Genomic DNA, 19,659 nt, shown 5'->3' with positions numbered 1-19,659 from the left:
GGGAACCTGTTTTAGACAGGCTCCCCTACTGGCTTACAACTTGATCCAGGTCGCCTTCAGCTCGGTGTACTTGTCGAACGCGTGCAGCGATTTGTCACGGCCGTTACCCGACTGCTTGAAGCCACCAAACGGTGCAGTCATGTCGCCACCGTCGTACTGGTTGACCCACACGCTACCGGCACGCAAGGCCCGGGCAGTCAGGTGTGCCTTCGAGATGTCCTTGGTCCACACGGCTGCGGCCAGGCCGTAAGGCGTGTCGTTGGCAATCGCGACGGCTTCTTCGGCGGTATCGAAAGCAATGACCGACAGCACCGGGCCAAAGATTTCTTCCTGGGCGATTTTCATCGCGTTGCTGACGCCGTCGAAAATCGTCGGCTCAACGTAGGTGCCACCGGTTTCCTGCAGCGTACGCTTGCCGCCAGCAACCAGTTTGGCGCCGTCGGTGTGGCCGGATTCGATGTAGGACAGCACGGTGTTCATCTGCTGGGTGTCCACCAGCGCGCCAACGTTGGTCGCCGGGTCCAGCGGGTTGCCCGGCTTCCAGGCTTTCAAGGCCTCGATTACCAGCGGCAGGAACTGGTCCTTGATCGAACGCTCGACCAGCAGACGCGAACCGGCGGTGCAGACTTCGCCCTGGTTGAAGGCGATGGCGCCCGCAGCCGCTTCCGCAGCTTCCTGCAGGTTCGGGGCATCGGCGAACACGATGTTCGGGCTCTTGCCGCCGGCTTCGAGCCAGACGCGCTTCATGTTCGATTCGCCCGAGTAGATCAGCAGTTGCTTAGCGATCTTGGTCGAACCGGTGAACACCAGCGTATCGACATCGTTATGCAGGGCCAAGGCCTTGCCGACGGTGTGACCGTAGCCCGGCAGCACGTTCAGCACGCCTTTCGGGATGCCGGCTTCAACGGCCAGCGCCGCGATGCGGATGGCGGTCAGCGGTGATTTTTCGGATGGCTTGAGGATCACCGAGTTACCGGTGGACAGCGCCGGGCCGAGTTTCCAGCAGGCCATCATCAGCGGGAAGTTCCACGGCACGATGGCGCCGACAACGCCGACCGGCTCACGAGTGACCAGACCCAACTGATCGTGCGGGGTCGCAGCGACTTCGTCGTAGATCTTGTCGATCGCCTCACCGCTCCAGCTCAGGGCTTGCGCCGCACCGGGAACGTCGATGTACAGCGAATCGCTGATTGGCTTGCCCATATCGAGGGTTTCAAGCAGGGCCAGCTCTTCGGCGTGCTGTTTCAGCAGGCCGGCGAAACGGATCATGGTGGCTTTGCGTTTGGTCGGGGCCAAACGCGACCAGGCGCCGGAATTGAACGTGGCGCGAGCGTTTTCAACAGCGCGCTGGGCGTCGGCGGCGTCACAGCTGGCAATCTTGCCCAGCAGACGGCCATCGACCGGGCTGATGCACTCGAAGGTCTCGCTGGAGACGGCATCGGTGTATTCGCCATTGATGTAGGCACGGCCTTCGATCTTCAGATCGCGAGCCCGTTGTTCCCAATCGGCACGAGTCAGGGTGGTCATTCGAGTGTCCTCCTCTTATTGAATACGAGCGCCCCGCGTTCTTCGCGGACGTCCCCAGGAATTCTGCCCAGCCAGCCTGCAATTCGGCCGAAGGCAACCGTCACCCTAAACCAGTGGCCGGGGTTGTTTCAATATATTTGACATAAGGTCGGTAAACGGCCTTGCGGTGTTCATTTTAATAAACATAGACTTTGGGCTTTCCAGCCATCTTTCCAGCCACTCGCGCCGCAATCACGGGGGATAACAATAATGAGCATCCAGAATATCGTCGATTTTAGCCAGGCCACTACCGAGCCCGAGCGCTACAGGCCGGACCCGGCGAAAATCTTGAAGGGCGACCCCGAGCAAGTGGTTTACAACCACTACAACAGCCCGTGCGGCCAGTTGAACGCCGGTGTGTGGGAAGGCGCTGTCGGCCAGTGGACGGTGAACTTCACCGAACACGAATACTGCGAAATCGTTCAGGGTGTGTCCGTGCTGCGTGACCTCGACGGCAATGCCAAGACACTGCGCGTAGGTGATCGCTTCGTGATCCCGGCGGGCTTTCGTGGCACTTGGGAAGTGCTGGAGCCGTGCCGCAAGATTTATGTGGCGTTTGAACAGAAGGCCTGACGACTTGCGTTGTTCGGGCCGGCCTCTTCGCGGGCAAGCCTCGCTCCTACAGTGGATTGCGTCCGCCCTGTAGGAGCGAGGCTTGCCCGCGAAGGCGCCCTGGCAGACAACACAAACCTCAGGCAACAAAAAAGGCCCGTATCTCGCGATACGGGCCTTTTTCGTAAGAGGGAAAAATCAATTACTTGATTTTGCCTTCTTTGTAGATCACGTGCTTGCGAACAACCGGATCAAATTTCTTGATCTCGATTTTGTCCGGAGTAGTGCGCTTGTTCTTGTCGGTAGTGTAGAAGTGACCAGTACCGGCGCTCGAAATCAAACGAATCAATTCACGCATGATTAGCTCCCTTAGATCTTGCCAGCGGCGCGGATTTCGGCCAGCACGACAGTGATGCCACGCTTGTCGATGATACGCATGCCTTTGGCAGATACGCGCAGACGCACGAAACGTTTCTCTTCTTCAACCCAGAAGCGGTGATGCTGCAGGTTCGGCAGGAAACGACGACGGGTTTTGTTGTTTGCGTGGGAAATGTTATTCCCAGTCACCGGACCCTTACCGGTAACTTGACATACTCTCGACATGCCTCAGCCCTCTAAAACCACATGCCCAACCCGGCATGGGTTGGCCGCTTAATCTCTCAGTCATTTGGCGCCAGGCGCCGCGTTTCTTTAGAGGTCTTACCGGCTACACCTACAGTGAAGGAACCGGGCCCCTAGAAAAGAGCGCTGCTTTATACCAGAAAGACTGAGGTGCAACAACATTCCGTGCGCACCGACTTGATAAAAACCCCATTTTTCAGGCTGCGAGCGCCTTGGGTAAAGGCTATCGTCGATAAAGACCGCTCGTCGCAGAAAATCGGCCAACCGGCCAATCCAGGGGTTTTCTCGGCCGGCATTCACCGAAAACGATCGCACATAGTCCCCTTAAAATGAAAAAGGGGATAGTCATTTACAAAAGAGCCCTCTAGGGTAAGCCTTTTCCAGACTGCACTTGCAGATGGGCCTTCGATCTGTAAAGGAATCCGACCATGCGCCTCGCTGCCCTACCGCTGTTGCTCGCCCCGCTTCTACTGAGCCCGCTGGCCCACGCCGCCGCCCTGAGCGTCTGCACCGAGGCCAGCCCGGAAGGGTTCGACGTGGTGCAATACAACTCGCTGACCACCACCAACGCCTCGGCCGACGTGCTGATGAACCGTCTGGTGGACTTCGATACCGCCAGCGGCAAAGTGGTCGCAGGCCTTGCGGACAGCTGGGAAGTCAGCCCGGATGGCCTGACCTACGTGTTCAAGTTGCACCCGCAGGTGAAATTCCACCGCACCGAATACTTCAGCCCGACCCGCGAACTGACCGCCGAAGACGTGAAATTCAGCTTCGAGCGCATGCTCGACCCGGCAAATCCGTGGCACAAAGTGGCGCAGAGCGGCTTCCCGCACGCGCAATCGATGCAATTGCCGGCACTGATCAAGAAGATCGACGCGCTGGATCCGCTGACCGTGCGTTTCACCCTCGATCATCCGGAATCGACGTTCCTGCCGACCCTGAGCATGGGCTTCGCCTCGATCTACTCCGCCGAATACGCCGACCAGTTGCTGAAAGCCGGCACCCCGGAGAAGCTCAACAGCCAGCCGATCGGTAGCGGCCCGTTCGTGTTCACGCGTTTTCAGAAGGACGCCACGATCCGCTACAAAGCCAACCCGGATTACTTCCGTGGCAAGCCTTCGGTGGACCCGTTGATCTTCGCCATCACCCCGGACGCCAACGTGCGGTTGCAGAAACTGCGTCGTAACGAGTGCCAGATCGCCCTCTCGCCGAAACCGCTGGACGTACAAGCCGCGCTGAAAGAGCCGACACTGAAAGTCGAAAAGACTGATGCGTTCATGACCGCGTTCGTTGCCATCAACAGCCAGCATCCGCCGCTGGACAAGCCTGAAGTGCGCCAGGCGATCAACCTCGCGTTCGACAAGGCCAACTACGTCAAAGCCGTGTTCGAAGACACCGCCGAAGCCGCCAACGGCCCGTATCCGCCGAATACCTGGAGCTACGCCAAAGGCTTGCCGGGCTACGCGCATGACGTTGAAAAAGCCAAGGCATTGATGGCCAAGGCCGGCCTGAAAGACGGTTTCCAGACGACGATCTGGACCCGCCCGTCCGGAAGCCTGCTGAACCCCAACCCAAGCCTCGGCGCGCAACTGCTCCAGTCGGACCTGGCGGAAATCGGCATTCAGGCCGAGATACGCGTGATCGAATGGGGCGAAGTGATCCGCCGCGCCAAGGCTGGCGAGCATGACTTGCTGTTCATGGGCTGGGCTGGCGACAACGGCGACCCGGATAACTTCCTGACGCCGCAATTTTCCTGCGCGGCGGTCAAGTCCGGCACCAACTTCGCCCGCTACTGCAACCAGGACCTGGACAAGCTGATCAGTGCCGGCAAGACCACCTCCGAGCAAGGTGTACGCACCAAGCTGTATGAACAGGCCCAGGCGCAGATCCAGCAGCAGGCGCTGTGGCTGCCGCTGGCGCACCCAACGGCTTTTGCGCTGATGCGCAAGGAAGTCGAGGGGTATGCGGTGAGCCCGTTTGGCCGCCAGGATTACTCCAAGGTCAACCTGAAGTAACACCACAAACCCTTGTAGGAGCCGGCTTGCTGCGGGCGGCGTTCCGACGATGGCATCACCGCGGTCAATCAGCCACACCGCGTTGTCCGGATCGCCAGCAAGCCGGCTCCTACAAAGTCCCGTTACATCCACCCATACTCCGCCATCGACAGCGGATCACCGTCGCCGATGATGAAATGGTCGAGTATCCGCACATCGATCAAGTCCAGCGCCTCTTGCAGGCGCTTGGTCAGCTTTCGGTCGGCATGACTAGGGTCGGGATTACCTGAGGGATGGTTGTGGCAAAGGATCAAAGCTGCGGCGTTGTGAGCCAAAGCGCGCTTGACCACCTGACGCGGATAAACGCTGGTGCAGTCGATAGAGCCGCGAAACAGTGATTCAAACGCCAGCACTCGATGTTTCGAATCGAGGAACAGACAACCAAATGCTTCATGAGGCTCATGTCGCAGCATCGACTTGAGGTAATCACGCACCATCAGCGGATTCTCCAACACGGAGCTGTGGCGCAAGCGCTCAGCCAGATGCCGACGGGCCATTTCCAACACTGCCTGCAACTGCGCAAACTTTGCCGGCCCGAGCCCCAACTGTCCGCTGAATGCCTTTAGATCGGCCTCCAGCAAGGCGCGCAGGCTGCCAAATTGACTCAACAAGTGTCGCGCCAGATCCACTGCGCTTTTACCCGACACGCCGGTCCGTAAAAAAATCGCCAACAGCTCAGCGTCCGAAAGGCTCGCCGAACCCAACTCCAGTAACCTCTCCCGCGGCCGCTCGGCCACCGGCCAATCGCGAATACTCATAGCACCTCCCTGTCTGTGGGCGCCGCTGTTCCGTAGCGGTCGCTGTGATATCGTAGCCCATCTTTTTTGTGGGCGATTTCACTCCTGGGGAGGGGGTATCGCTACGCAGTCATCAACGAAATGAAAGGCAGACCTATGCAGCGGCTGTATCGGAAACGCATCGTTCTGGGCGTCGGCGGCGGTATTGCTGCCTACAAGAGCGCCGATCTGGTTCGCCGCCTGATCGATCAGGGCGCCGAAGTGCGCGTGGTCATGACCCGTGGCGGCGCCGAGTTCATCACTCCGCTGACCATGCAGGCCCTGTCCGGGCACCCGGTCCACCTGGACCTGCTGGACCCGGCGGCCGAAGCGGCGATGGGCCACATCGAACTCGCCAAGTGGGCCGATATGGTGCTGATCGCTCCGGCGACCGCGGACCTGATCGCCCGTCTGGCCCAAGGCATCGCCGACGACCTGCTGACCACGCTGGTGCTGGCCACCGACGCCGTGGTTGCCGTCGCCCCGGCGATGAACCAGGCCATGTGGCGCGACCCGGCGACCCAGGCCAACCTGCAAACCCTCGAAAGCCGCAGCATCAAGGCCTTCGGCCCGGCCTCGGGCAGCCAGGCCTGTGGTGACGTTGGCCTGGGCCGCATGCTCGAAGCCGTCGAACTCGCCCAATGCGCAGCAGACTGCTTCCAGCGCCAGGCGCTGACCGGCAAACACGTGCTGATCACCGCCGGCCCGACCCAGGAAAACATCGACCCGGTGCGCTACATCACCAACCACAGCTCCGGGAAAATGGGCTTTGCCCTGGCCGAAGCCGCCGTTGAAGCAGGCGCCCGCGTGACCCTGATCACCGGCCCGGTGCACCTGCCGACGCCGGATCGCGTCACCCGCATCGACGTGGTCAGCGCTCGCGACATGCTCGCCGCCTGTGAAGCCGCGATCCCTTGCGACCTGTTCATCGCCTCGGCAGCAGTCGCGGACTACCGCCCCGAAGTCGTCGCCCCACAGAAACTCAAGAAAGACCCTACGAACGGCGACGGCTTGCTACTACAAATGGTCCGCAACCCAGACATTCTGGCCACCATTGCCACGCGCCCCGACCGCCCATTCAGTGTCGGTTTCGCCGCTGAAACCGAACACCTGCTCGATTACGCTGCGCGCAAGTTGAAAGACAAGAACCTCGATTTGATCGTCGCCAACGACGTCGCCAACCCGAGTATTGGCTTCAACAGCGAAGAAAACGCCTGCAGCGTGATCGACCGTGAGCTCCACGCCACACTTTTCGCCCAGACCAGCAAGAGCAAAATTGCTCGCCAGCTGATCACTTTTATCGCCGAACGTCTGAACCAGGTTTAATTTACATGCACGCTTTGCAAGCCAAGATCCTCGACCCACGCATCGGTACCGAATTCCCGCTGCCGCAATACGCCACCCCAGGCTCCGCCGGCCTCGACCTGCGCGCCATGCTGGAAAAAGACATCGTCATCAAACCGGGTGAAACCGTGCTGATCCCGACCGGCCTGTCCGTCTACATTGGCGATCCTGGCCTGGCGGCGCTGATTCTGCCGCGCTCCGGCCTGGGCCATAAGCACGGCATCGTGCTGGGCAACCTGGTCGGCCTGATCGACTCCGATTACCAGGGTCCGTTGATGGTTTCGTGCTGGAACCGTGGCCAGACTGATTTCAACATGGTGGTCGGCGAGCGTTTGGCCCAGCTGGTTCTGGTGCCGGTGGTTCAAGCGCACTTCGAGATGGTCGAAGAGTTCGTTGAAACCGAGCGCGGTGCGGGCGGTTTCGGGCATTCCGGCAAGCATTGATTTCTGGTTTTCAGGCTGGGCGCCCTGCCCGGCCTGAAGGGTGCTCTGCATTTTCAGAATGAAAATTGCATAGCCGTCATCTGGAAGGTTTAACACTGGAAAACAAGGCATTGGCTGGCCAAATCCTGGTTGGCGTTGGTGGCATGGCCTTTTCGCACCACGAACTCTCTGCGAAAAACGCCGTCATACCCTTCAGTTCGAGCCCGCCGAAGCGTTCTTCGCGCGCAGGTCCAGCCACTTTCGAGATGGAGCATTCCCACAGATGAGCAACCCAGCCCAAGTCGCACCCAAGTTCCCCGACAGCATTTTCCGCGCGTACGACATTCGCGGCACCGTCCCGGAATTCTTGAACGCTGAAACCGCTTACTGGCTCGGTCGCGCCATTGGCGCCCAAAGCCTGGCCCAGGACGAACCGAACGTCTCCGTTGGCCGCGACGGTCGCCTGTCTGGCCCGGAACTGGTCGAGCAGCTGATCAAAGGCCTGGCCGAGGCCGGTTGCCACGTCAGCGACGTCGGCCTGGTGCCAACCCCGGCGCTGTATTACGCCGCCAACGTACTGGCCGGTAAATCGGGCGTGATGCTGACCGGCAGCCACAACCCGTCGAACTACAACGGCTTCAAGATCGTCATCGCTGGTGACACCTTGGCCAACGAACAGATCCAGGCCCTGCACGACCGCCTCAAGACCAACAACCTGAGCAGCGGCAAGGGCAGCATCACCAAGGTCGAGATCCTCGATCGCTACAACACCGAAATCGTCCAGGACATCAAACTGGCCCGCCGCCTCAAAGTCGTGGTCGATTGCGGCAACGGCGCGGCCGGCGTGATCGCCCCGCAACTGATCGAAGCGCTGAACTGCGAAGTCATCCCGCTGTTCTGCGAAGTGGACGGCAACTTCCCGAACCACCACCCGGACCCGGGCAAGCCTGAAAACCTTGTCGACCTGATCGCCAAGGTCAAGGCAACCAACGCCGACATCGGCCTGGCTTTCGATGGCGACGGCGACCGCGTTGGCGTAGTGACCAACACCGGCAGCATCGTCTACCCGGACCGCCTGCTGATGCTGTTCGCCCGCGACGTTGTGGCGCGCAATCCGGACGCGGAAATCATCTTCGACGTCAAATGCACGCGCCGCCTGACGCCGCTGATCAAGGAATACGGCGGTCGTCCGCTAATGTGGAAGACCGGTCATTCGTTGATCAAAAAGAAAATGAAACAAACCGGCGCCCTGTTGGCCGGCGAAATGAGTGGGCACATCTTCTTCAAGGAACGCTGGTTCGGTTTCGACGATGGCATTTACAGCGCCGCACGGCTGCTGGAAATCCTCAGCAAGGAAAAATCCACCGCGGAAGAGCTGTTTGCAACCTTCCCGAATGATATTTCTACGCCGGAAATCAATATCCATGTGACCGAAGAGAGCAAATTCAGCATCATTGATGCATTGCACGACGCGAAGTGGGGCGAAGGCGCTGACCTGACCACCATCGACGGCGTGCGAGTCGACTATGCCAAAGGCTGGGGCCTGGTGCGCGCGTCCAACACCACACCGGTGCTGGTGCTGCGCTTCGAGGCCGATGACGAGGCTGAATTGCAACGCATCAAGGACGTTTTCAAAGTCCAGTTGAAGCGTGTTGCACCTGATCTCCAACTACCGTTCTGATTCACCCGGAGCCCTGAATGACCCTCGAACGCGAAGCCGCCGCCAACACCGCCAAGGTCCTGTCCGAAGCGCTGCCTTACATCCGCCGCTATGTCGGCAAGACGCTGGTGATCAAATACGGCGGCAACGCGATGGAAAGCGAGGAGCTGAAAACCGGCTTCGCCCGCGACATCGTGCTGATGAAAGCCGTCGGGATTAACCCGGTGGTGGTTCACGGCGGCGGCCCGCAAATCGGCGATCTGCTCAAGCGACTGTCGATCGAGAGCCACTTTGTCGATGGCATGCGCGTCACCGACGCGGCAACCATGGACGTGGTGGAAATGGTCCTGGGCGGCCAGGTCAACAAAGACATCGTCAACCTGATCAACCGTCATGGCGGCAGCGCCATCGGCCTGACCGGTAAAGACGCCGAGCTGATTCGCGCGAAGAAGCTGACCGTCACCCGCCAGACGCCGGAGATGACCCAACCGGAAATCATCGACATCGGTCACGTCGGTGAAGTGGTCGGCATCAATACCGATCTGCTGAACCTGCTGGTCAAAGGCGACTTCATCCCGGTGATCGCGCCAATCGGCGTCGGTGCCAACGGCGAGTCGTACAACATCAACGCCGACCTGGTGGCCGGCAAGGTGGCCGAAGCGCTGAAAGCCGAGAAGCTGATGCTGCTGACCAACATCGCCGGGTTGATGGACAAGTCGGGCCAGGTCCTGACCGGCCTGAGCACTCAGCAGGTCGACGACCTGATTGCCGACGGCACGATCTACGGTGGCATGCTGCCGAAGATCCGTTGCGCGCTGGAAGCGGTTCAGGGTGGCGTGGGCAGCTCGCTGATCATTGATGGTCGCGTGCCGAATGCGATCTTGCTGGAAATCTTCACCGATACCGGCGTGGGTACTTTGATCAGCAATCGCAAGCGTCACTAAGCGATAGCGCATACAAAAAGACCCCGCTCAGCCTGGCTGAGCGGGGTCTTTTTTTGCCTGCGCGATCCCTTGTAGGAGCGAGGCTTGCCCGCGAAGGGGTCGTCACATTCAACAGGGATGTGACTGCGAGTCCGCCTTCGCGGGCAAGCCTCGCTCCTACAATGTCGGCGTCAGACGCCGAATTGGGCGCGGTAGGCTTCTACGGCTGGCAGGTGTTGCTTGAGCTGCGGGTCATCGGCCAGGAACTCCAGCACCTGATTCAGCGAAACAATGCTGATCACCGGAATGCCGAAATCACGCTCCACTTCCTGGATCGCCGACAATTCACCATTGCCACGCTCCTGACGGTTCAGGGCGATCAGCACGCCTGCCGCCTTGGCGCCGTCCTGGGAAGCGATGATCTGCATCACTTCACGGATAGCGGTGCCGGCGGTGATCACGTCGTCGATGATCAGCACATCGCCGGTCAATGGCGCGCCGACCAGGCTGCCGCCTTCGCCGTGGGCCTTGGCCTCTTTGCGGTTGAAGCACCATGGCAAATCACGGTCGTGATGTTCAGCCAGGGCCACTGCGGTGGTCGCCGCCAAAGGGATGCCTTTGTAGGCAGGGCCAAACAGTACGTCGAAGGGAATGCCGCTCTCGACGATGGCCGCCGCGTAGAAACGACCCAGCTGCGCCAGGGCCGAACCCGAGTTGAACAGGCCGGCATTGAAGAAGTATGGACTGGTACGCCCGGACTTCAGGGTGAACTCACCGAAGCGCAAAACGCCGCGATCGATGGCAAAACGAATGAAATCGCGCTGATACGCTTGCATGAAAAAAACCCCAAATACCACGGATTTAGCTAATTAGGTTGACGCCGTGTATCATACACGCACGCGATTTTTGGGGCCATTTATGCGGATCATCAGTGTGAACGTCAATGGTATTCAGGCTGCAGTGGAGCGAGGTTTGCTCAGTTGGCTGCAAGCACAGAATGCCGACGTCATCTGCCTGCAGGACACCCGCGCCTCCGCCTTTGAACTGGACGATCCAGCCTTCCAACTGGATGGCTACTTCCTTTATGCCTGCGAAGCCGAAGTTCCCGCCCAGGGTGGCGTGGCTTTGTATTCGCGGTTGCAGCCGAAGGCAGTCATCAGCGGTCTCGGTTTCGAGACGGCCGACCGCTACGGGCGCTACCTGCAAGCCGATTTCGACAAGGTCAGCATCGCGACCTTGCTGCTCCCTTCGGGGCAGAACGGCGATGAAGACTTGAACCAGAAGTTCAAGCTAATGGACGACTTCGCCCGTTATCTGGATAAACAGCGACGCAAACGTCGCGAGTACATTTACTGTGGCTCGCTGTACGTGGCGCAACAGAAGCTGGATATCAAGAACTGGCGCGACAGCCAGCAATCCCCGGGCTTCCTGGCACCTGAGCGTGCCTGGATGGACGAGATTGTCGGCAACATGGGTTATGTCGATGCCCTGCGCGAAGTCAGCCGTGAAGGTGATCAGTACAGCTGGTGGCCGGACAATGAGCAGGCTGAGATGCTCAACCTGGGCTGGCGCTTCGATTACCAGATACTGACACCGGGCCTGCGCCGCTTTGTACGTAGCGCTCGTTTGCCACGTCAGCCACGGTTTTCGCAGCATGCACCACTGATCGTGGACTACGACTGGACGCTGACCATCTAGACGTCGTTACACAGACACAAAAAAGCCGACTTCACAGTCGGCTTTTTTGTGGGCGCTGATTTTGCTTTCTGTAGGAGCGAGGCTTGCCCGCGAAAGCGATTTAACAGCCGACATTTATGCCGGATGTGACGGCCTCTTCGCGGGCAAGCCTCGCTCCTACAGGGCTGTGTCGCCTATTTGATCAGCCGCCAAGTGAACGGATACCGATACGGCACCCCTTCATTGGCCTTCACGCCAGCAATGATCGTCAACACCAACGCACCGATCGCCAGCAACCCAAACAGGAAGAACCCGATGATCAACACCATCAGCAGGAAGCAGATGGCGGAAGCGATGGCGACGGTGATCTGAAAGTTCAGCGCCTCCTTGCCCTGCGCATCGACAAACGGGTCCATCTCGCGCTTCATCTGCCAGAGAATCAGCGGGCCGATCAGCGTGCCGAACGGAATCCAGATCCCCAGCAAGGCGGACAGGTGACAAAACATCGCCCATTGCCGAACTTCTTTGCTCGGGACGGGAAGCAGCTCTTGCTCGTCACTCATGTTGTCCTCCTTGTCTGGGATGGTTCCGGTCAGTCAGCCAGTGCAGCCTTTTGCAGTTCGAAGATTTCGGTCATGCCTTTCTTCGCCAGTTCAAGCATAGCGGTCAACTCTTCAGGCTGGAACGGCGCGCCTTCGGCAGTGCCCTGAACTTCGATGAAGCCGCCAGTGCTGGTCATCACCACGTTCAGGTCGGTCTCGGCAGCCGAGTCTTCCAGGTAGTCGAGGTCGAGCACAGGCTCGCCCTGGTACATACCCACCGAAACAGCGGCGATCATTTGCTTGAGCGGGTCGCCGCCTTTCAGGCCGCCGCGCTTCTTGATCACTTTCAAGGCATCGACCAGCGCAACCATCGCGCCGGTGATGGACGCGGTGCGGGTGCCGCCGTCAGCCTGGATCACGTCGCAGTCGACGTACAGGGTGACGTCGCCCAGCTTGGACATGTCCAGCGAGGCGCGCAGCGAACGACCGATCAGACGCTGGATTTCCAGGGTGCGGCCGCCTTGCTTGCCGCGGCTCGCTTCACGCTGGTTACGCTCGCCGGTGGCGCGCGGCAGCATGCCGTATTCGGCGGTCAACCAGCCTTGGCCCTGACCTTTGAGGAAACGCGGCACGCCGTTTTCGACGCTGACGGTGCAGATGACTTTGGTATCACCGAACTCGACCAGTACGGATCCCTCGGCGTGTTTGGTGTAGTTGCGGGTAATGCGGATCGAGCGGAGCTGATCGGCAGCGCGACCACTTGGACGTTTCATAGGGAATACCTGTACGGGGGACGGAAAACTGCCGAGCATTATAGAGCCGCGCGCCAATACTGGGCACTTCTAAAAAATCCGCCCGACGATTGAAGGCTCTGGCCTGAGCTTAGAACAGCGCTTTACCGACGGCCTGCAGCCCTTTGTCACACCGTGTGTTTGGGCGCATCCGCCCCACTGCGCTACAATCCTGCGCCTTTGCTGCCTGTCGGCTTTAATTCACAGATAGCGGGTCCGCGAAACCTTTGGTAACGCATCGACCTGCATTGCGAGGTACCTCCATGGTGCACAGCATGACCGCCTTCGCCCGCGTCGAGAAAGCCGGCGTCCAAGGCACCCTGAGCTGGGAACTGCGCTCGGTCAACAGCCGCTACCTGGAACCGCACTTGCGTCTGCCGGAGTCGTTTCGCGATCTCGAAGGCGCGGTCCGCGAAGCGCTGCGCCAAGGCATCTCTCGAGGCAAACTCGAATGCACCCTGCGCTTCACCGAAGAGAACACCGATAAACCCCTGCAAGTGGATCGCGAACGCGCCGCGCAATTGGTTGCGGCCGCCGAGACCATCGCCGGCCTGATCAAGAACCCGGCCGCGCTGAACCCGCTGGAAGTGCTGGCCTGGCCCGGCGTGCTGGTGGGCGATGCCACCGACCCGCAAGCCCTGAATGCCGAAGCGCTGGCGCTGTTCAACGAAGGCCTGAAGGAACTCAAGGCTGGCCGCGAGCGCGAAGGCGCGGAGCTGGCACGGTTGATCAACGATCGCCTGACGTCCATTGAAGAAGACGTGGTGACCCTGCGTGAACTGGTCCCGCAGATGCTCGCCACCCAGCGCCAGAAAGTCCTCGACCGCTTCGCCGACATGAAGGCCGAAATGGACCCTCAGCGTCTGGAGCAGGAAATGGTCATGCTCGCTCAGAAGAGCGACGTCGCCGAAGAACTGGATCGCCTGAGCACTCATATCATCGAAGTTCGCCGGGTACTCAAGTCCGGCGGCGCTGCCGGCCGGCGCCTCGACTTCCTGATGCAGGAGCTCAACCGCGAAGCCAACACACTGGGCTCCAAAGCCTTCGACCCGCGCAGCACTCAGGCGGCGGTCAACCTCAAGGTGTTGATCGAGCAGATGCGCGAACAAGTGCAGAATATTGAGTAAGGCAAACCCGACATGACCCACAGCACCGGCACCCTGTACATCATTTCCGCCCCTTCGGGCGCGGGCAAGAGCAGCCTGGTCAAAGCCCTGACCGACGCTGATGCGGAGATCCGCGTCTCGGTCTCCCACACCACCCGCGCCATGCGCCCCGGTGAAGTGGACGGCGTGAACTATCACTTCGTCGAACGCGGCGAGTTCGTGAAGATGATCGAGCACGGCGATTTCCTCGAGCGCGCCGAAGTATTCGGCAACCTCTACGGCACTTCGCAAAGCCACCTGCAGCAGACCCTGGACGAAGGCCACGACCTGATTCTGGAAATCGACTGGCAAGGCGCCGAGCAAGTGCGCAAGTTGATGCCTCAGGCCCGCTCGATCTTCATTCTGCCGCCGTCCCTGCAGGCCTTGCACCAGCGCCTGACCAATCGCGGCCAGGACAGCGACGAGATCATTGACGGCCGCATGCGTGAAGCCGTCAGCGAGATGAGCCACTACGTTGACTACGACTACCTGATCATCAACGACGATTTCGCCCATGCCCTGCGCGATTTGCAGGCGATTTTCCGTGCCAATCAGCTGCATCAGAAGCGTCAGCAGCAGCGCAACGGCAAACTTTTGGCTGAATTGCTCGGCTAAACAGCTCTTCCCAAAACCGCTGCAAGGGCTTTACATTGGCACTTGCAGCGCGTTGAAGGGCTTGGTCAAAAAATCAGCGCTTCCCTAATCGCTGGTGATTTTTTAAACTGTTGAGTCCGCTCGCCCAACCGGGCAGCGCGCATATTGCATTCGCTCCGAGGAATACCATGGCCCGCGTAACCGTTGAAGACTGCCTAGAACACGTGGAAAACCGCTTTGAGCTGGTCATGCTCTCTACCAAGCGTGCCCGTCAACTGGCCACCGGTGGCAAAGAGCCGCTGGTTCAGTGGGAAAACGACAAGCCTACCGTTGTAGCGCTGCGTGAAATCGCTGAAGGCCTGATGAGCTACGAGTTCATCGCCGAGCAAGAAATCGTCCAGGATGAACCGCTGTTCGCAGCGTTCGAGGACGAGTCCAACGAGGCCGTCTAAGCCTATGCCTGGTCGACGTAGCACGGCGCGGGGTCACAGCGAACGGCAGGAGTCATCATGCCGAGCATAGACGCCCTCGCCGATCGCTTATCGACCTACCTCGGCAAGGACCAGGTCAACCTGGTCCGCCGAGCGTACTTCTACGCCGAACAAGCCCACGACGGCCAACGCCGCCGCAGTGGCGAGGCGTACGTCACGCATCCTCTTGCGGTGGCGAATATTCTTGCCGACATGCACATGGACCATCAGAGTTTGATGGCTGCGATGCTGCATGACGTGATCGAAGACACCGGTATTGCCAAGGAAGCGCTGCAAGCGCAGTTCGGCGAAACCGTGGCCGAACTGGTCGATGGCGTCAGCAAGCTGACCCAGATGAATTTCGAGACCAAGGCCGAAGCCCAGGCCGAAAACTTCCAGAAAATGGCCATGGCCATGGCGCGCGACATTCGCGTGATCCTGGTCAAACTCGCCGACCGCCTGCACAACATGCGCACGCTGGAAGTCCTGTCCGGTGAAAAACGCCGGCGGATCGCCAAGGAAACCCTGGAAATCTATGCGCCCATCGCCAACCGGCTGGGCATGCACGCCATCCGCATAGAATTCGAAGACCTCGGCTTCAAGGCCATGCACCCGATGCGTTCCGCGCGGATCAACCAGGCGGTCAAACGCGCCCGGGGCAACCGCAAGGAAATCGTCAACAAGATCGAAGAATCCCTCGGCCACTGCCTGGCCATCGATGGCATCCAGGGCGAAGTCAGCGGTCGCCAGAAACACCTCTACGGCATCTACAAGAAAATGCGCGGCAAACGTCGGGCCTTCAACGAGATCATGGACGTCTATGCGTTCCGGATCATCGTCGACAAGGTCGATACCTGCTACCGCGTGCTGGGTGCTGTACACAATTTGTACAAACCGCTGCCGGGGCGTTTCAAGGATTACATCGCGATCCCCAAGGCCAACGGCTACCAGTCGTTGCACACCACGTTGTTCGGCATGCACGGTGTTCCGATCGAGATCCAGATCCGTACCCGTGAAATGGAAGAGATGGCCAACAACGGCATCGCCGCCCATTGGCTGTACAAATCCAGCGGTGACGAGCAGCCCAAAGGCACTCACGCCCGTGCCCGCCAGTGGGTCAAAGGCGTGCTGGAAATGCAGCAACGCGCCGGCAACTCGCTGGAATTCATCGAAAGCGTGAAGATCGACCTGTTCCCGGACGAGGTCTACGTGTTCACGCCCAAAGGCCGGATCATGGAGCTGCCCAAAGGCTCCACGGCGGTCGACTTCGCTTACGCGGTGCACACCGACGTCGGCAACAGCTGCATTGCCTGTCGGATCAATCGTCGTCTCGCGCCGCTGTCCGAACCGCTGCAAAGCGGCTCCACGGTCGAGATCGTCAGCGCTCCCGGCGCACGGCCGAACCCGGCGTGGCTCAACTTCGTGGTCACCGGCAAGGCGCGAACCCATATCCGCCACGCGCTGAAACTGCAACGCCGCTCCGAATCCATCAGCCTCGGCGAACGCCTGCTGAACAAGGTCCTCAACGGTTTCGACAGCGCCCTGGACAAAGTCCCGGCCGAGCGCGTCAAGGCCATGCTCACCGAGTACCGCCTCGAACTGATCGAAGACCTGCTCGAAGACATCGGCCTGGGCAATCGCATGGCTTACGTCGTCGCCCGTCGCCTGCTGGGCGAAGGCGAACAGCTACCAAGCGCGGAAGGCCCGCTGGCGATTCGCGGCACCGAAGGTCTGGTGCTCAGCTACGCCAAGTGCTGCACGCCGATCCCGGGCGACCCGATTGTCGGTCACCTGTCGGCGGGCAAAGGCATGGTTGTGCACTTGGACAACTGCCGCAACATCAGCGAAATCCGCCACAACCCGGAAAAATGCATCCAGCTCTCGTGGGCCAAGGATGTCACCGGCGAATTCAACGTCGAGCTGCGCGTCGAGCTGGAACACCAGCGCGGCTTGATCGCACTGTTGGCCAGCAGCGTCAACGCGGCCGACGGCAATATCGAAAAAATCAGCATGGACGAACGCGATGGTCGCATCAGCGTGGTCCAACTGGTGGTCAGCGTGCACGACCGTGTGCATCTGGCCCGCGTGATCAAGAAACTGCGCGCACTGACCGGGGTGATCCGCATCACCCGCATGCGCGCCTAAGCCAACCTATTACAAGGAGTCATTCATGACCAAGACTGTTATCACCAGCGATAAGGCCCCGGCCGCCATCGGCACTTACTCCCAGGCGATCAAGGCTGGCAACACCGTTTACATGTCGGGTCAGATTCCTCTGGACCCAAAAACCATGGAACTGGTTGAAGGCTTCGAAGCCCAGACCGTCCAGGTGTTCGAGAACCTGAAAGCCGTGGCCGAAGCCGCTGGCGGTTCGTTCAAGGACATCGTCAAACTGAACATCTTCCTCACCGACCTGAGCCACTTCGCCAAGGTCAACGAGATCATGGGCAAGTACTTTGACCAGCCATACCCGGCCCGCGCCGCCATCGGCGTAGCTGCCCTGCCAAAGGGTTCGCAGGTTGAAATGGATGCCATTCTGGTCATCGAGTAATGCGTTCGGCGCAGCCCGAAAGGCTGCGCCAATGCCGTATGTATAAAAAGCGTTTTGAAAGGATTCCACCATGCGCACTGCGCTTGCTGTCTCGCTGGTCGCCCTGTTCTTGGGCGGATGTGCCAGCAACCCTGCCGACCGCGACATCAGCGGCACCTGGATCAATCAGGTGGCGATCGATGCTGCGTCCAAAGGCGGCCCCCTGCGCGAAGCGCTCCAGGCTTATGGTCCGAACCTGGAATGGGACGTCAACACCAAGGCCGGTCAGGCCCGCTACACCAACGGTTTTGAGAACGTCGAAGGCAAGCTGCTGGGCGAAGCGTCCGGCGCCTGGAAAGTCGACTTCTACGGCAGTTCCGCGAGCGAGCTGAAGCGTGACGGCAAGCAACTGGCCCAAGTCGCCAGCGACAACGAACCCGCACAGGTCTTCGACCGCGCACTGATCCCGGTGCCGGATGGCGCACCGATGGGTGCCAGCTTCGAACGCGCACTGTATTCCGCCTACATGGGCGGCAACTGGAAAGTCGTCAGCGGTCCTGGCGAAGGCAGCTCCGTGCAGTTCCAGGCCGACGGCCAGGTAACCGGTTTGCCGGGTGCGGATCGCTACGCGCTGTGCCTGGCGGGCGATTGCGCATCGATGAGCGGCGGCAACGACAACATGTGGTTGCAGCTCAAGGGCCAGGGCAACACCTGGATCTTTGCGCGCAAGGGCAAGGAACTGGAGATCCTCCAGGCGGTGAACACCGCGCAGGCAGACGAAATGCCGCAGTTCACGCCGGGTGATCGCAAGTGGTTGCTGGAAAAGCAGTAACCCGCAAGCCCCACGCAAAACCAACTGTAGGAGCCGGCTTGCTGGCGATAGCGTCGTGACATTCAACATTAATGTTGCCTGAAACACCGCTATCGCCAGCAAGCCGGCTCCTACAGTTGTATGTGGGGCCTCGAAATCAGCAGCGGCCTTCGAGAATGGCGGCATAACCTTCGCGATAGCTTGGGTATTTCGGCACCCAACCCAAGGCCTTCACCCGCGCATTGCTGCACTGCTTGCTGCCCGTGCGCCGCACACTCGCATCGTCAGCCCATTCAGTCACGCCCAGATATTCACGCAACCAATCCACCACTTCGGCCAGCGGTGCAGGCGCGTCGTCGACGCCGATATAAACGTCATCCAACGCCACACCGCGCCGATCCGCCTCAAGCAGAAACGCCAACAAGCCAGCCGCGTCATCCACGTGAATCCGATTGCCGTACAACGGCGGATCAATCGCCACGCGATATCCGCGACGAACCTGCGTCAGCAGCCATTCGCGGCCCGGGCCGTAGATGCCGGTCAAACGCACGATGCTTGCCGGAATGCCACTGTTGAGTGCCACTTGTTCCGCCTCCAGCATCAGTCGACCTGAATAGCCGGCAGCGATGGTCGGCGACGTTTCGTCGACCCACTCGCCGTCCTGCTGGCCGTAAACACTGCTACTGGAAACGAACAGCAGGCGATTGGGCACCTGTCCGTAGTCGTCCAGCCACTCGATCACATGCTGCAAGCCCTCGACATAAGCGGCGCGGTAACCGGCTTCATCGTGATCGGTGGCTGCCGCGCAATACACCAGGTAGTCCACCGCACCGACCGGCCAGGTTTGCGGGCAATCCTTGTTGAACAAGTCGCCGGCAACGCCAATCACCCCCTCGGGCAGGCGCGAGACGTCACGGCGCAGGCCATGGACCTCCCACCCGCAAGCGAGCAATTGTGTAGCCAGACGACTGCCGACATCACCGCAGCCGGCGATCAAAACAGAGGGCGCGGACATCAAAAAACTCCTATCGGAAAGCCACAGACTAGCGCCGGCAATGGACGAGCGGCTAGCAATGAAGGAAAAAAAGATACTCTATTACTTCTGTTAACAAGAATTACTTGCAATAATGCCCGCCACTTTTGTTCTCGGCCTTCGAGGCCTGGAAGAACATTTACCGTCT

20 protein-coding genes and 1 pseudogene are annotated in these 19,659 nt (G+C 59.9%); 13 read left to right on the top strand and 8 right to left on the bottom strand.

What is annotated here, in order from left to right; all coding sequences use genetic code 11:
• Positions 1-33 precede the first annotated feature (33 nt).
• Complete coding sequence (locus ACM6IO_RS08125; protein WP_008038003.1) at positions 34-1,527, bottom strand: aldehyde dehydrogenase; 1,494 nt, start codon at positions 1,525-1,527, stop codon at positions 34-36.
• Positions 1,528-1,776: 249 nt separating this feature from the next.
• Between ACM6IO_RS08125 and ACM6IO_RS08120 the strand changes: the two genes are divergently transcribed.
• Positions 1,777-2,139: a cupin domain-containing protein gene (locus ACM6IO_RS08120; RefSeq protein WP_008030568.1), complete on the top strand. Its 363-nt coding sequence runs from the start codon at positions 1,777-1,779 to the stop codon at positions 2,137-2,139.
• Positions 2,140-2,320: 181 nt separating this feature from the next.
• Here ACM6IO_RS08120 and rpmG read toward each other — a convergent pair whose 3' ends face one another.
• Together rpmG and rpmB are read right to left on the bottom strand one after the other, a co-directional pair.
• Complete coding sequence (gene rpmG / locus ACM6IO_RS08115; RefSeq protein ID WP_007894709.1) at positions 2,321-2,476, bottom strand: 50S ribosomal protein L33; 156 nt, start codon at positions 2,474-2,476, stop codon at positions 2,321-2,323.
• An 11-nt stretch (positions 2,477-2,487) separates the two neighbouring features.
• Positions 2,488-2,721: a 50S ribosomal protein L28 gene (gene rpmB / locus ACM6IO_RS08110; RefSeq protein ID WP_003176907.1), complete on the bottom strand. Its 234-nt coding sequence runs from the start codon at positions 2,719-2,721 to the stop codon at positions 2,488-2,490.
• 446 nt (positions 2,722-3,167) lie between these two features.
• Here rpmB and ACM6IO_RS08105 point away from each other — a divergent pair, with 446 nt between their 5' ends.
• Entirely contained in the window at positions 3,168-4,754 is a 1,587-nt protein-coding gene (locus tag ACM6IO_RS08105; protein ID WP_192228201.1) for an ABC transporter substrate-binding protein, read from the top strand.
• Positions 4,755-4,876: 122 nt separating this feature from the next.
• On the opposite strand, the gene radC is transcribed toward ACM6IO_RS08105, so the two are convergent.
• A complete protein-coding gene (radC, locus tag ACM6IO_RS08100) occupies positions 4,877-5,551 on the bottom strand; it encodes a RadC family protein (protein ID WP_414911267.1) in 675 nt (224 codons plus the stop codon).
• Between the two features lie 135 nt (positions 5,552-5,686).
• On the opposite strand from radC, the gene coaBC reads away from it, so the two are divergent.
• The 4 genes and pseudogenes from coaBC to argB all read left to right on the top strand — a co-directional run bounded on the left by coaBC (position 5,687) and on the right by argB (position 9,939).
• Positions 5,687-6,895, top strand: a complete 1,209-nt coding sequence (coaBC, locus tag ACM6IO_RS08095) for a bifunctional phosphopantothenoylcysteine decarboxylase/phosphopantothenate--cysteine ligase CoaBC (RefSeq protein WP_008030577.1) — start codon at positions 5,687-5,689, stop codon at positions 6,893-6,895.
• Positions 6,896-6,900: 5 nt separating this feature from the next.
• Positions 6,901-7,356: a dUTP diphosphatase gene (dut, locus tag ACM6IO_RS08090; protein ID WP_008030580.1), complete on the top strand. Its 456-nt coding sequence runs from the start codon at positions 6,901-6,903 to the stop codon at positions 7,354-7,356.
• Between the two features lie 283 nt (positions 7,357-7,639).
• A pseudogene (locus tag ACM6IO_RS08085) lies at positions 7,640-9,016 on the top strand (phosphomannomutase/phosphoglucomutase); the annotation flags it as partial.
• Positions 9,017-9,033: 17 nt separating this feature from the next.
• Positions 9,034-9,939 carry an acetylglutamate kinase gene (gene argB, locus ACM6IO_RS08080; RefSeq protein WP_008030582.1) on the top strand — a complete coding sequence of 302 codons (906 nt, stop codon included), beginning with the start codon at positions 9,034-9,036 and terminating at the stop codon, positions 9,937-9,939.
• 170 nt (positions 9,940-10,109) lie between these two features.
• Here argB and pyrE read toward each other — a convergent pair whose 3' ends face one another.
• On the bottom strand, positions 10,110-10,754 hold the full coding sequence (gene pyrE, locus ACM6IO_RS08075; protein ID WP_008038033.1) for an orotate phosphoribosyltransferase: 645 nt from the start codon (positions 10,752-10,754) through the stop codon (positions 10,110-10,112).
• A gap of 82 nt (positions 10,755-10,836) precedes the next feature.
• On the opposite strand from pyrE, the gene ACM6IO_RS08070 reads away from it, so the two are divergent.
• Entirely contained in the window at positions 10,837-11,616 is a 780-nt protein-coding gene (locus ACM6IO_RS08070) for an exodeoxyribonuclease III (protein WP_008030595.1), read from the top strand.
• 173 nt (positions 11,617-11,789) lie between these two features.
• On the opposite strand, the gene ACM6IO_RS08065 is transcribed toward ACM6IO_RS08070, so the two are convergent.
• Together ACM6IO_RS08065 and rph are read right to left on the bottom strand one after the other, a co-directional pair.
• Positions 11,790-12,158, bottom strand: a complete 369-nt coding sequence (locus ACM6IO_RS08065; RefSeq protein ID WP_008038052.1) for a DUF4870 domain-containing protein — start codon at positions 12,156-12,158, stop codon at positions 11,790-11,792.
• 29 nt (positions 12,159-12,187) lie between these two features.
• Complete coding sequence (gene rph, locus ACM6IO_RS08060; protein WP_008030600.1) at positions 12,188-12,910, bottom strand: ribonuclease PH; 723 nt, start codon at positions 12,908-12,910, stop codon at positions 12,188-12,190.
• A 281-nt stretch (positions 12,911-13,191) separates the two neighbouring features.
• Here rph and ACM6IO_RS08055 point away from each other — a divergent pair, with 281 nt between their 5' ends.
• The 6 genes from ACM6IO_RS08055 (at position 13,192) to ACM6IO_RS08030 (ending at position 18,499) form a co-directional block, all read left to right on the top strand.
• Positions 13,192-14,055, top strand: coding sequence for a YicC/YloC family endoribonuclease (locus tag ACM6IO_RS08055; RefSeq protein ID WP_008030602.1), 864 nt, complete (start codon positions 13,192-13,194; stop codon positions 14,053-14,055).
• A gap of 12 nt (positions 14,056-14,067) precedes the next feature.
• The gene (gene gmk, locus ACM6IO_RS08050) at positions 14,068-14,688 is read left to right on the top strand and encodes a guanylate kinase (RefSeq protein ID WP_192420542.1); all 621 of its coding nucleotides are present in this window, start codon (positions 14,068-14,070) and stop codon (positions 14,686-14,688) included.
• Between the two features lie 167 nt (positions 14,689-14,855).
• The gene (gene rpoZ, locus ACM6IO_RS08045; protein WP_008030604.1) at positions 14,856-15,119 is read left to right on the top strand and encodes a DNA-directed RNA polymerase subunit omega; all 264 of its coding nucleotides are present in this window, start codon (positions 14,856-14,858) and stop codon (positions 15,117-15,119) included.
• Between the two features lie 57 nt (positions 15,120-15,176).
• On the top strand, positions 15,177-17,282 hold the full coding sequence (gene spoT / locus ACM6IO_RS08040) for a bifunctional GTP diphosphokinase/guanosine-3',5'-bis pyrophosphate 3'-pyrophosphohydrolase (RefSeq protein WP_008038056.1): 2,106 nt from the start codon (positions 15,177-15,179) through the stop codon (positions 17,280-17,282).
• Positions 17,283-17,307: 25 nt separating this feature from the next.
• Complete coding sequence (locus tag ACM6IO_RS08035; protein WP_003229509.1) at positions 17,308-17,688, top strand: RidA family protein; 381 nt, start codon at positions 17,308-17,310, stop codon at positions 17,686-17,688.
• Positions 17,689-17,758: 70 nt separating this feature from the next.
• Positions 17,759-18,499, top strand: a complete 741-nt coding sequence (locus ACM6IO_RS08030; RefSeq protein WP_192420540.1) for a hypothetical protein — start codon at positions 17,759-17,761, stop codon at positions 18,497-18,499.
• 136 nt (positions 18,500-18,635) lie between these two features.
• Here ACM6IO_RS08030 and ACM6IO_RS08025 read toward each other — a convergent pair whose 3' ends face one another.
• Positions 18,636-19,493 carry an SDR family oxidoreductase gene (locus ACM6IO_RS08025; RefSeq protein WP_414911266.1) on the bottom strand — a complete coding sequence of 286 codons (858 nt, stop codon included), beginning with the start codon at positions 19,491-19,493 and terminating at the stop codon, positions 18,636-18,638.
• Between the last annotated feature and the right edge of the window lie 166 nt (positions 19,494-19,659).

The organism is Pseudomonas sp. IT-P44 (assembly GCF_949768225.1).
GTDB classification, from domain to species: Bacteria; Pseudomonadota; Gammaproteobacteria; order Pseudomonadales; family Pseudomonadaceae; genus Aquipseudomonas; species Aquipseudomonas migulae.
This window is presented reverse-complemented; position numbering and strand designations above follow the sequence as displayed.

What these genes read in the sequence shown, in the direction of transcription:
- ACM6IO_RS08125 (WP_008038003.1), bottom strand. Translation starts at nt 1,527, where the DNA reads ATGACCACCCTGACTCGTGCCGATTGGGAACAACGGGCTCGCGATCTG.
- ACM6IO_RS08120 (WP_008030568.1), top strand. Translation starts at nt 1,777, where the DNA reads ATGAGCATCCAGAATATCGTCGATTTTAGCCAGGCCACTACCGAGCCC.
- rpmG (WP_007894709.1), bottom strand. Translation starts at nt 2,476, where the DNA reads ATGCGTGAATTGATTCGTTTGATTTCGAGCGCCGGTACTGGTCACTTC.
- rpmB (WP_003176907.1), bottom strand. Translation starts at nt 2,721, where the DNA reads ATGTCGAGAGTATGTCAAGTTACCGGTAAGGGTCCGGTGACTGGGAAT.
- ACM6IO_RS08105 (WP_192228201.1), top strand. Translation starts at nt 3,168, where the DNA reads ATGCGCCTCGCTGCCCTACCGCTGTTGCTCGCCCCGCTTCTACTGAGC.
- radC (WP_414911267.1), bottom strand. Translation starts at nt 5,551, where the DNA reads ATGAGTATTCGCGATTGGCCGGTGGCCGAGCGGCCGCGGGAGAGGTTA.
- coaBC (WP_008030577.1), top strand. Translation starts at nt 5,687, where the DNA reads ATGCAGCGGCTGTATCGGAAACGCATCGTTCTGGGCGTCGGCGGCGGT.
- dut (WP_008030580.1), top strand. Translation starts at nt 6,901, where the DNA reads ATGCACGCTTTGCAAGCCAAGATCCTCGACCCACGCATCGGTACCGAA.
- argB (WP_008030582.1), top strand. Translation starts at nt 9,034, where the DNA reads ATGACCCTCGAACGCGAAGCCGCCGCCAACACCGCCAAGGTCCTGTCC.
- pyrE (WP_008038033.1), bottom strand. Translation starts at nt 10,754, where the DNA reads ATGCAAGCGTATCAGCGCGATTTCATTCGTTTTGCCATCGATCGCGGC.
- ACM6IO_RS08070 (WP_008030595.1), top strand. Translation starts at nt 10,837, where the DNA reads ATGCGGATCATCAGTGTGAACGTCAATGGTATTCAGGCTGCAGTGGAG.
- ACM6IO_RS08065 (WP_008038052.1), bottom strand. Translation starts at nt 12,158, where the DNA reads ATGAGTGACGAGCAAGAGCTGCTTCCCGTCCCGAGCAAAGAAGTTCGG.
- rph (WP_008030600.1), bottom strand. Translation starts at nt 12,910, where the DNA reads ATGAAACGTCCAAGTGGTCGCGCTGCCGATCAGCTCCGCTCGATCCGC.
- ACM6IO_RS08055 (WP_008030602.1), top strand. Translation starts at nt 13,192, where the DNA reads ATGGTGCACAGCATGACCGCCTTCGCCCGCGTCGAGAAAGCCGGCGTC.
- gmk (WP_192420542.1), top strand. Translation starts at nt 14,068, where the DNA reads ATGACCCACAGCACCGGCACCCTGTACATCATTTCCGCCCCTTCGGGC.
- rpoZ (WP_008030604.1), top strand. Translation starts at nt 14,856, where the DNA reads ATGGCCCGCGTAACCGTTGAAGACTGCCTAGAACACGTGGAAAACCGC.
- spoT (WP_008038056.1), top strand. Translation starts at nt 15,177, where the DNA reads ATGCCGAGCATAGACGCCCTCGCCGATCGCTTATCGACCTACCTCGGC.
- ACM6IO_RS08035 (WP_003229509.1), top strand. Translation starts at nt 17,308, where the DNA reads ATGACCAAGACTGTTATCACCAGCGATAAGGCCCCGGCCGCCATCGGC.
- ACM6IO_RS08030 (WP_192420540.1), top strand. Translation starts at nt 17,759, where the DNA reads ATGCGCACTGCGCTTGCTGTCTCGCTGGTCGCCCTGTTCTTGGGCGGA.
- ACM6IO_RS08025 (WP_414911266.1), bottom strand. Translation starts at nt 19,493, where the DNA reads ATGTCCGCGCCCTCTGTTTTGATCGCCGGCTGCGGTGATGTCGGCAGT.